8 protein-coding genes are annotated in these 10,849 nt (G+C 64.2%); 5 read left to right on the top strand and 3 right to left on the bottom strand.

Features of this window, described 5'->3' with window-relative positions; all coding sequences use genetic code 11:
* Positions 1-254 precede the first annotated feature (254 nt).
* Positions 255-3,524, top strand: coding sequence for an MBG domain-containing protein (locus QZ709_RS13080; RefSeq protein WP_294637723.1), 3,270 nt, complete (start codon positions 255-257; stop codon positions 3,522-3,524).
* Complete coding sequence (locus tag QZ709_RS13075) at positions 3,524-5,227, top strand: ShlB/FhaC/HecB family hemolysin secretion/activation protein (protein WP_294637722.1); 1,704 nt, start codon at positions 3,524-3,526, stop codon at positions 5,225-5,227. Before QZ709_RS13080 ends, QZ709_RS13075 begins: the two co-directional genes overlap by 1 nt.
* Before the next feature lie 91 nt (positions 5,228-5,318).
* Here the strand turns inward: QZ709_RS13075 and QZ709_RS13070 are convergent, their stop codons facing one another.
* Entirely contained in the window at positions 5,319-5,630 is a 312-nt protein-coding gene (locus QZ709_RS13070) for a c-type cytochrome (protein ID WP_294637721.1), read from the bottom strand.
* 119 nt (positions 5,631-5,749) lie between these two features.
* Here QZ709_RS13070 and QZ709_RS13065 point away from each other — a divergent pair, with 119 nt between their 5' ends.
* Both QZ709_RS13065 and ilvD read left to right on the top strand, forming a co-directional pair.
* Positions 5,750-6,007 (top strand): TIGR04438 family Trp-rich protein, encoded by a 258-nt coding sequence (locus QZ709_RS13065; protein ID WP_294637720.1) that lies wholly within the window; start codon positions 5,750-5,752, stop codon positions 6,005-6,007.
* Positions 6,008-6,089: 82 nt separating this feature from the next.
* A complete protein-coding gene (gene ilvD / locus QZ709_RS13060) occupies positions 6,090-7,940 on the top strand; it encodes a dihydroxy-acid dehydratase (protein ID WP_294637719.1) in 1,851 nt (616 codons plus the stop codon).
* 20 nt (positions 7,941-7,960) lie between these two features.
* Here the strand turns inward: ilvD and QZ709_RS13055 are convergent, their stop codons facing one another.
* Together QZ709_RS13055 and QZ709_RS13050 are read right to left on the bottom strand one after the other, a co-directional pair.
* Positions 7,961-8,800: a dihydrodipicolinate reductase C-terminal domain-containing protein gene (locus QZ709_RS13055; RefSeq protein WP_294637718.1), complete on the bottom strand. Its 840-nt coding sequence runs from the start codon at positions 8,798-8,800 to the stop codon at positions 7,961-7,963.
* A 111-nt stretch (positions 8,801-8,911) separates the two neighbouring features.
* Positions 8,912-10,267, bottom strand: a complete 1,356-nt coding sequence (locus tag QZ709_RS13050) for a chloride channel protein (protein ID WP_294637717.1) — start codon at positions 10,265-10,267, stop codon at positions 8,912-8,914.
* Positions 10,268-10,294: 27 nt separating this feature from the next.
* Between QZ709_RS13050 and QZ709_RS13045 the strand changes: the two genes are divergently transcribed.
* Positions 10,295-10,801 carry a MarR family winged helix-turn-helix transcriptional regulator gene (locus QZ709_RS13045; RefSeq protein WP_294637716.1) on the top strand — a complete coding sequence of 169 codons (507 nt, stop codon included), beginning with the start codon at positions 10,295-10,297 and terminating at the stop codon, positions 10,799-10,801.
* Positions 10,802-10,849 lie beyond the last annotated feature (48 nt).

Here is a 10,849-nt window from a genome sequence, read left to right as displayed (position 1 = left end):
GGGCTTCATGGCTACAGAATTTGCAAGAAAGCGCGGGGCTGGTATTTGTTTCCTTGCAAATATCGCACCACACTTCAGCCGAAATCGCGCTGCATATCAATGGGTTGCAAGTTGTTCAGGGTGGACTCAAGAGCTTTTCAATCCGGAAAAATTGAAACCGATGGTTACGATCGTTCGTGATTTGTTCCTGTGTGCGTGCGTGCCGACAAGCCGTAGCGCCGCACACGCCCGATGCAGCCCAAGGAGCGCAGAACATGAACAGGACTTTCCGGAGTGTGTGGAGCGAGCGCAGGCAGGCTTATGTGGCCGTCGCCGAGACGGTCGCTTCCGGTGGCAGGCGCCCTGCGTCGACGCTTTCGTTGGTGGCGCCGGCGCTGTGTGTACTTGGCCTGCTGGGTTCTCACGCACAGGGTGCGGATCTGCCAGCAGGTGGGCAGATTGTGGGGGGCTCCGGCAGCATCGCCATCGCTGGCAGCACCATGACGGTGAACCAAAGCTCAGCCAGGCTTGCTGTCGACTGGCAGAGCTTCAACATCGGGCAGGGGCAGACAGTCCAGTTCGTGCAGCCCGACGGATCGGCGGTGGCGCTCAACCGTGTGCTGGGAACCGATGTTTCGGTCATCCAGGGGGCGCTGAAAGCCAATGGGCAGGTGTTTCTGCTCAATCCAAACGGCGTGTTGTTCACGCCCACCGCACGGGTGGAGGTGGGCGGCGTCGTGGCCTCGACACTGAACCTCAAGACCGAGGACTTCATGGCCGGCAACTACCGCTTCGAAGGTGGAAGCAGCAATGCGGTCGTCAACCAAGGGCAGATCACGGCGGCGCCTGGCGGCACCATTGCGCTGATCGCGGCCAAGGTCACGAACCTGGGGTTGCTCCAGGCCGAGCGGGGCAATGTGCTGATCGGGGCTGGCAGCAAGGTGCGGCTGGACCTCGGCGGGCCGGTCAAGATCGAGGTGGAAGAGGGCGTGCTCGATGCGCTGATCGAGCAAGGTGGGGCGATTCGCGCGGATGGCGGTCTCGTCTATCTGACCGCCAGGGCCGTCGGCAACCTGGTGACCACAGTCATCAATCATACGGGTATCACTGAGGCACAGACTCTCGCAACCGGGGAGAAGGGTCAGATCATGCTGATGGGCGGCATGACGAACGACCGCATTCTGGTGGGAGGGACACTCGACGCCGGCGCGCCGAATGGCGGAGATGGCGGATTCGTTGAGACCAGCGCAGCCAGTGTGAAGATCTCAGCCGGGACGCAAGTCAGCACGGCAGCACCGGCCGGCAAGGCGGGCACCTGGTTGATCGATCCAGCGGATTTCTATATTTACGACGCCAGCTTCGGCGGTAGCTGGTCCGACGACGGCATCGACGTGGAGACCCTGTCGATGGCCTTGAACAACGGGAGCGTCACGATTCAAACTTCGGCCGATGGCGGAGGGCAGGGTGACATCCATGTATGGGCTCCCGTCACGAAGTCCTCTGGCGCAAGAAGCACCTTGACGCTGGCAGCCGACCGAGACATCAATGTTTTCGACTCCATCAGCGGCAGCCTGGGAAGCCCGCTTGATGTGGTGCTGGCTGCGCGTGCCAGGGGGGGGGAAGTCGGCAGCGTTCGCATCTACGGGCGCGTCAGCACCTATGGTGGAGACATCACCATCGGCGGTGGCGACACCTCTGCCAGTGGCTATGCCATCGCAACCTCGGACGCGGGTGTTCGCATCAATGCCATGCTGGATGCAACGGGCGACGGATCGGGCGTGGCCGATGACAGCCTTCCTACTGCGCTCACGGGTGGAAACGTTGTCATCCGCGGGATGGGAACATCGACCCCGCTTGGCAGCTACAACTGGGGCGTTCAGGTTCAAAACGGTTCAGTCATCACCGGAGGGAACGGGAACATCGACATCACAGGCTATGGCGGTATGGGCCTGGGAGGTTGGGCGGTCGGCAGTGTGGGCGTGCTGCTTGAAAGTTACGCTTACCTCAAGAGCAACACGGGCAACATCATCATTCGCGGTCATGCAGGGAGCGGGGCGGACGCGTATGGCATCGCTTCGACAGAGACCAGCAAACTGATTGGCACGAACGGTCGTCTTCTGTTTGAAGGTGACAGCTTGATGCTGCGCAACGGCGAACTCACCATTTACGCCGGCCAGGACAGCGACATCAAGGCGCCTATCGTCGGGTGCGTGTCGTATTACTGCGAGAGCAATCCGGGTTTCACGAAGCGCGGCCCTGGTGTTCTCAACCTCTGGGGGAATGCGGAGGCGTGGGCCAGTGCACCTCCGCCGAACACATACGACAGCACGGTGAATGCCGTGTTCACGGATGACACCAACACCGTGAACGTCGTTGGGCTGACAGCCGACCAGGCGCTGTTCGCTTTCAGCTCGCGTCCCGCCACGGTTACGGAAGTGACGCAATCATCGTCGGGACTGGCCCCCAGTGTGACAACACTGAGCTACACCTTCGGCGATTTTGGCACCAGCGGGAACCTGTTGTACACGGGCACGGGCTACGCGCTGAATGATTATTGGACGACTGGCGGGGTGTTTGGCAATGGCGTCAGTCTGGTAGCCGGCACAGACTACAACTTCCTGTATAACGGCAACGCGGTCACCAGCTTCACCAATGCTGGCACTTACAGTGTGTCGCTGAATCTGCTCAATTCGGCCTACGTGCTCGCGGCGGGCGGCAGTGCCACTGCCACCTTCAAGATCACGCCAGCGCCGTTGACTGTGACGGCTACCGCGGCAAGCAAGACCTACGACGGTGCAGGTTACAGCGGCGGCAACGGTGCGACCTACAACGGGCTTGTCAACAATGAGACTGCCTCGGTTCTGTCGGGGTCGCTTGCCTACTCCGGTGACAGCCAGGGGGCGCGCAACGTGGGCACCTACACCATCACGCCGAGTGGATTGAGCAGCACCAACTACGCCATCACCTACAGCGGCGGCACGCTGACGATCGACCCGCGCGCCATCACGGTGACGGCGGACAACAAGAACAAGACGTACGGCAACGGCGACCCGTCGCTGACCTGGCAGGTCAGCAGCGGCAGCCTGGTGGATGGCGACACGCTGACGGGCGCGCTGAGCCGCGCACCCGGTGAGAACGTGGGCACGTACACGATCGACGCGAGCCAGCTGTCCAACGGCAACTACCTGATCACGGCCAACAACGGCACGCTGACGATCGGTCGCGGTAGCGACAACATCATCGCGGCCACGCAATCGCAGGTTGCCCAGGTGGCAACCGTCACGGCCTCCATCCTGGTGGCGCCCGCCAGTGTTCCCGCTCTGCCGGTTGCGGTGACGGGCTCCAGTGGGGCGCCTGCGGGTTCCGCCGGAAACGTGGGCGCGATGCGAAATGGTGGGCTTTTGCTGGTGGACGTGCCCGACCCGGCGTCCGGCATGGGCTCCGGAGCTGGATCCGGTGGCCTGGGGGGGGCGTCGGGCCTTGTCCGCGTGGCGGTATTCAGGGGTGGCTTGAACACCGACGGCAATCAAAAAGGAGGCAACTGATGTACGACGCCATTCTCCGTAAAGAACACAACCGCACCCACGTGCCTGGCGACTTCTCTGTGCTGATGCTTGCTGTGCTCGTCGCGATGCCGGCGTCGGCGCAAGTCGCGCCCGATGCAGGGCAGGTTCTGCGAGAGCAGGCTGCGCCCTCGCTTCAGCTGCCCAGGCCCGCGAAAGGCGTCCAGATCGTCTCGGTCCCGAATCTGTCCACCCTGCCAGGCGGTGCCACGGTCCAGATTCAGTCGGTACGGTTCGCCGGCAATACGGTATTGGACTCCGCCCGTTTGAATGCGGCGCTGGGTGACATCGCCGGTCGGACCTTTGATCTTGCCGGCTTGCGAGAGCTCGCTGATCACGTCACGGAGACGTACAACAAGGCAGGCTATCCCTTTGCTCGTGCTTATCTGCCGGTTCAGGACCTGGCCGCCGGCGTCCTCGTGATCGAGGTGATCGAGGGGCGGTACGGGCGTATCACGGTGCAGGGCGACGAGCCCCTCCGTGCACAAGCCGAGAAGTTCACTGCAGGGCTCAAGGCAGGAATGCCGATCGAAAGCGCGGCGTTGGAGCGTGCGATGCTGATCCTGCAAGATCAGCCTGGTCTGGACGTAACGCCGGTGGTACGGCCAGGGCAGACTTTCGGCACAGGCGATCTCGACGTCGAAGTACGTCGCACGAAATCGGTGAGAGGGGATCTGGGCTACGACAACCAAGGCAGCCGCTACACCGGTGAGCATCGGCTTCGCGCCAGCGTGACGGTTGACAGTCCGTTCGCAGTGGGTGATCAGATCCAGATCAACGGGATTCGCACAAGTGAAGATCTCTGGCTGGGCAGCCTGGGCTACAGCTTGCCCCTGGGGGCTAACGGCTGGCGTGGTCAGGTCGGCTACGCCCATACGAGCTATGAATTGGGCAAGGAATTCGCGAGTGCCCGTGCCAGTGGAACAGCCAAAGTGACCACACTGGGGGCCTCTTACCCCTGGTTGCGCTCCCAAGCGGTCAACCTGACGCTGGGCATCACGCTGCAGCACAAGGATCTGGAAGACCGTCAGGGTGCTGCTGGAACTCAGACCAGCAAGCGCAGCGACGTGTTGCCCGTCAGCTTGCAATTTGATCGCCGTGATGGATTCGGCGGCGGCGGGGTCAGCTATGGCAGTCTCGCCTATACGACGGGGCAGTTGCACCTGCGCGGCTCACTCAAAGATGCGGATGCGAGCAGTGGTGTGCAGGCAAATGGTCGCTTCGACAAGTGGAATTTGGATGCTGCTCGTGTCCAAGCAACATCCTTGGCTGGGGTGACCCTGTTTGGGCGAGTGTCGGCGCAGTGGGCCAGCAAGAATCTCGATTCCTCCGAGCGCTTTGGCCTGGGAGGCGCGAACGGTATCAGGGCCTACCCCACCGGAGAAAGCTTTGGAGACAAGGGCTGGCTGGCCCAAATCGAAATGCGCTACGCCATGGGGCCCTTCGCACCGTATGCCTTCTACGACGCAGGCTCGATCCGCGTGAACGCGGATGTCAGCAGCCTCGTCAGCCCGCCTCTGAGCAACGGCCGCTCCCTGGCGGGTGCAGGCCTCGGGAGTCGGTACCAGCGTGGCGCTTGGAGTGCGGATCTTGCGTTGGCCTGGCGAACCCGAGGAGGGAGCCCGACTGCCACGTCGTCAGACCGGCAGCCGCAGGTGTGGTTGACGATGTCCTACCGATATTGAGTCTGGCGTGTGCAAACAAAAAGCCCGTGGCGCGAGCCGCGGGCTTTTTGTTGTCTTCGTCAGGCGCCCATGGCGGAGCGCCTGTGCAGCATCACTTCAGCGACAGGATCCAGTGCACCAGTTCCTTGGCTTCGGCCTCGCTGACCTGGGGGTTGGCCGGCATGGGGATCTCGCCCCAGGCGCCCTTGCCACCCTTCAGCACCTTTTCGACCAGCTTGGCTTCGACGCCCTTCTGGCCCTTGTACTTGGCTGCCACATCCTTGTAGGCCGGGCCGATCATGCGCTGCTCGACGCCGTGGCAGGCCAGGCAGGACTTCTTCTGTGCCAGTTCCATGTTGGCCATGGCCGGGCTGGTGAGAGCGGCCAGGGCGGCGGCGGCGGCGAGGGTCGACAGGTATTTCATGGGTCTCCTTCCGGTGTGGGGGTGGATTACAGTGCGAACAGATTTATAAACGCTTTCGTGCTCTCCGGGGTTGACGAGGCTGTCACGTATCGTGACATGTGCAGAAGGAAGACGACATCATGGGCTTCTTGTTGGTGGGGATCGCGATGCTCGGCCTGTTTCTGGCTGGCATCGGGCCTTGGGCGGACTGGACGTGGCGTTCGCACTGGTGGGCATTGCTGGCCCCGTTCGCTGCGGCGGCGATCGGGTGGTGGTGGTCCGACACCACCGGGCGCACACAGCGTCAGGCCATGGAAAAGGTCGAGGCTCGCCGCGAAGCCCGCAGAAGAAAGAGCCTGGACGCCCTGGGCATGCAAGACCCTCGCAAGGGGCGATGAGCGCCGTGGAGCTGGTGGGGGTTTTCGAGGCGAGAGCTAAAATGACAGGTTCCCACTTGCATCATCAGCCCGGAGTTTCCTGATGCCCCAGTACCGTTCCCGCACTTCCACCGCCGGTCGCAACATGGCGGGCGCCCGCGCCCTCTGGCGCGCCACGGGCATGAAGGACGGCGACTTCGAGAAGCCCATCATCGCCATCGCGAACAGCTTCACGCAGTTCGTGCCCGGTCACGTTCACCTGAAGGACCTGGGCCAGCTGGTGGCCCGCGAGATCGAAGCGGCAGGTGGCGTGGCGAAGGAGTTCAACACCATCGCCGTCGACGACGGCATTGCGATGGGCCACGGCGGCATGTTGTACTCGCTGCCTTCGCGAGACCTGATTGCCGACAGCGTCGAATACATGGTCAATGCCCACACGGCCGACGCGCTGGTGTGCATCTCCAACTGCGACAAGATCACCCCGGGCATGCTGATGGCCGCCCTGCGGCTCAACATCCCGGTGGTGTTCGTCTCGGGCGGGCCCATGGAGGCCGGCAAGGCGAAGATCGAAGGCAAGGTGATTGCACTGGACCTGGTCGATGCCATGGTGAAAGCCGCGGACAAGAACTGTTCCGACGAAGAGGTTGCTACCATCGAGCGGTCGGCCTGCCCGACCTGTGGCTCCTGCTCGGGGATGTTCACGGCCAACTCGATGAACTGTCTGACCGAGGCACTGGGCCTGTCGCTGCCGGGCAATGGCACCATCGTGGCCACGCACGCCGACCGCGAAAAGCTGTTCCGCAAGGCCGGCCGCACGATCGTGGAGCTGGCCAAGCGCCACTACGAGCAGGACGACTTCAGCGTGCTGCCTCGCAACATCGCCACGTTCAAGGCGTTCGAGAACGCCGTGGCCCTTGACGTTGCCATGGGCGGCTCGACCAACACCGTGCTGCACCTGCTGGCGGCTGCCCGCGAGGCCGAGGTGCCATTCACCATGGCCGACATCGATCGCATGTCGCGCAAGGTGCCTTGCCTGAGCAAGGTGGCGCCCGCCGTGCCCGACGTCCACATCGAAGACGTGCACCGTGCCGGCGGCATCATGGCCATTCTGGGTGAGCTGGCCCGCGGTGGCCTGCTGCACACCGACGTGCCCACCGTGCACAGCCCCACCATGGCCGACGCCATTGCACAGTGGGATGTCACGGTCACCGCCGACGAGACGGTGCACACCTTCTACAAGGCCGCGCCGGGGGGCATTCCCACGCAGGTGGCCTTCTCTCAGGACAGCCGCTGGAAGGCGCTGGACCTCGACCGCGAGAAGGGCGTGATCCGCTCGAAGGAGCACGCCTTCACCAAGGACGGCGGCTTGGCCGTGCTGTACGGCAACATCGCCGAAAAGGGCTGCATCGTGAAGACGGCCGGCGTTGACGAGTCGATCTGGACCTTCACCGGCACCGCGCGCGTGTACGAAAGCCAGGAGGATGCCGTCGAGGGCATTCTGGGTGAAGAAGTACAGGCCGGCGACGTGGTCGTGATCCGGTATGAAGGTCCGAAGGGTGGACCGGGCATGCAGGAAATGCTCTACCCGACGTCCTACCTGAAGAGCCGCGGCCTGGGCAAGGCCTGCGCGCTGCTGACCGACGGTCGCTTCTCGGGTGGCACGTCGGGCCTGTCGATCGGCCACGCATCCCCAGAAGCGGGCATGGGCGGGGCGATTGCCCTGGTCGAGAACGGCGACAAGATCGAGATCGATATTCCGAACCGCCGCATCCACCTCGCCATCAGCGATGAGGAACTGGCGGCTCGCCGTGCTGCGATGGAGGCCAAGGGGCCGCAAGCCTGGAAGCCTGCGAACCGCCAGCGCGCCGTGTCGGCCGCCCTGCAGGCCTACGCGCTTCTCACGACGTCGGCCGACACCGGAGCCGTGCGAGATCTCAGCCAGCTGCAGCGCTGAGTCTGCAGCGCCCTGTCTTGTCAGGGTGTCGTCGCAACGTGATCGAACAGGGGCCTGTGGGCCCCTTTTTCATGGGGCCTGCGTGGCCCGCGCGAGGTCACCCCGGCGGGATGCGGGTGGCCCTGAGGGCCTGTCAGTTCGTCCCGCAGGCGTTCGAGCAGCAGGTCCTCGAAGGTGTAGAAGCCGGAGGGGCGGTGCATCAGTTCGCTCATGGCGAAGGCGGCGCCAGTGCCGAAGGCCTCCCGGCGGATGGCGTCATGCGCGATGCGCACGGTCTGGTACGGAAAGCCGAAAATGACCTCGTGGTGGCCCACGATCCCGCCGAGCCGCAAGGAAGTGATGCGGTCCTCCGGAAGGTCCAGACGTTCCGCGAGCTTGCGGGCCGTCCCCGACACCTCGGGCTTGTCGCGAAAGTGCTGTTCCAGGATCTCGACATCGGCATGGGGGGCGATCCTGCGTAACAGCCCGGCGGCCACCATCATGAAGTTGATGCCCAGCGTGATGTTGGGCGAGCAGAGCACGCGGGTGTGCTGCCCCAGTTGCCGCGCGCAATCCAGGTCGTCGTCTCGGTAGGCCGAGATGGCGCTGACCACCGCCCAGCCGCGCTCGCGCGCGATCGGGCCGTAGCGTCGCAAGCTGTCTCGCGCAGAGAAGTCGATCACGCCATCCACCGGGTGGGTGCGCAGCCACGCCGGGCTCAGGGCTCGCTCGAGGGACAGGACCGGGGCAGGGGCCTCGGCTGGGCAGGGCATCTCTTGCCGGCGCGCGATCCAGCGAAGGTCGAACCGGGGATCCTGCTGCAGCACGCTGGCCACCGCCTGGCCGGCCTTGCCGTGGCCAATGAGACCGATTCTGATCATCACCCTCTCCTTCCAAATGCAGACTGACAGGGTGCGGATAATACATTGGCACAAATGTATTTAGCCGGGGGATGTCCCGACTCTCCTCGTCGCAGCCACAAGGGCTGGGTGTCAGCGCGGGCTGTCTGCAGGCGGGGTGGGATGGGCGGGCGGCAGACGTTGCAGCTGCAGCGTGGCGAGGGCGTCGTACAGCGGGGGGCTGATCAATTTCGCAATGGCGCTGGACAGCATGGCGCAGCCCATCAGGCTGAGCACCATCGCGTGTCCCTCGACCATTTCCATCACGATGATGAAGGCGGTGATGGGGCTCTGCGTGGCCGCGGCCAGAAAGCCGGCCATGCCCAGTGCAATCAATGCGGGCTGCGGGTGCTGGGTCCAGGCGGCCACATCGTGTCCGATACCGGCCCCGATGGTGAGGGCCGGAGCAAAGATGCCGCCCGGTGCGCCACTCCATGCCGACAGCCAGGTCACGATCAATCGGAGGATGACCTGCAGGCCGTGCGTGGTGTCCTGTCCTTCGAGCAGCGCACGCGTGGGCCCATAGCCGCTTCCGAAGGTCGCACCCTGCGTCACCAGGCCGATGACAGCGACCACAAGCCCGCATCCCGCAGCGAAGCGCACCGGATACCGGGCGCGCCAGCGACTGAAGCGGTCGTCACCTCCTCGGAGTGATTGCACCAGGACCCGGGCAAAGAGCCCGCCCAGCAGGCCACAAGCCACCGCAATGAGCAACCCGGGGGCCCACATCGACACGGTGAGATCGGCTGCATTGATGCGACCGAAATAGGCGCCGTTGCCGTGGATGGAGACGGCCAGGAGGCCTGCCAGCACGATGGCGCCGATGAGCAGACCACTGGCGCGGTCCTCCGGTCTTCGCGACAGTTCCTCGATGGCGAACATCACGCCACCCAGTGGCGTGTTGAAAGCGGCCGCAATGCCTGCCGCACCGCCCGCGACCAGCAGGCCCCGCTCGTTGACCGCACTGCGCCGCGGCAGCCAGCGTCGCGCGTGATGCATGATCCCGGCGGCCACCTGCACCGAGGGCCCTTCACGCCCGATGGACAGCCCGGCCAGAATGCCCGCAGCCGTGAGGATCACCTTGGCCACCGACAGGCGAAGGGAGACAAACAGGCCCCGGTCCTCCGGCGAGACGGCCGGATCCTGTGCTGCAAGGACCTGCGGGATGCCCGATCCGGCCGCACCTGCTGCACAGCGTCGCGTCAGCCAGACGATGAGGGCTGTGAGTGCAGGCGTCCAGATCAGCGGAGCCCAGAACCATGCCTGATGCAGTGACTGAAATGTTTCCAGCGCACGCTCGCTCAACCACGTCAGGGCGATGACGCCCAGTCCGGCCAGGGCCGCAAAAGCAATGACCACGGTGCGGGCCGCCCACCGTCGCCAGTCTGATAATTCGTCCCGAGCTTCGTCGGACAGCCATGTTGACGGATCGGGGTAACGCCTTTTCATGAACTTGCCGTGTCAGATTCCAAACCGATGAATGTGCCTGTCGCCGCTGCCGGCGTGTCCCCCGACCTGCGACCGGAGGCGGCCATCGTGCTGCGCCAGTTCCGGGTGGTCTTCAATGCCGTCAAGTCCCACTTCCAGCACATCGAGCGACAAGCCGGGGTGGGAGGTGCCCAGTTGTGGGCGCTCAGCGTGGTGGCGGCGCACCCGGGCATCGGTGTGGGCGAGTTGGCACAGAAGATGGACATCCACCAGTCCACCACCAGCAACCTGGTGCGTGCGCTGTCGCTCAGGGGGTTGTTGGTGTCGCGGCGAGATGAAGTGGACCGCCGTGCCGTTCACCTGGAAGTCAGCGTGGAGGGGCTGGCCTTGCTGGCCCGGGTGCCGGGGCCGACGGCCGGGGTGCTGCCCGATGCGCTGGCCCGCCTTGACGATGCCACCCTGGCCCGTCTGCACGACGACCTGACAACCCTGATCTGCACACTGGGAGAAGACGAACATGGCGACGCCGCCCGCACACCGCTGGCGCAGTTGTGACGGAATTTGAATTTGCTCAAATATAATCCGCCCGAAGCTGCATGTTGC

The sequence above is a fragment of the uncultured Aquabacterium sp. genome (genome assembly GCF_913773725.1).
In the GTDB taxonomy this organism is placed as follows: Bacteria; Pseudomonadota; Gammaproteobacteria; order Burkholderiales; family Burkholderiaceae_C; genus Aquabacterium.
The sequence above is the reverse complement of the archived record's forward strand: the minus strand, read 5'-3'. Positions and strand labels throughout refer to the sequence as shown.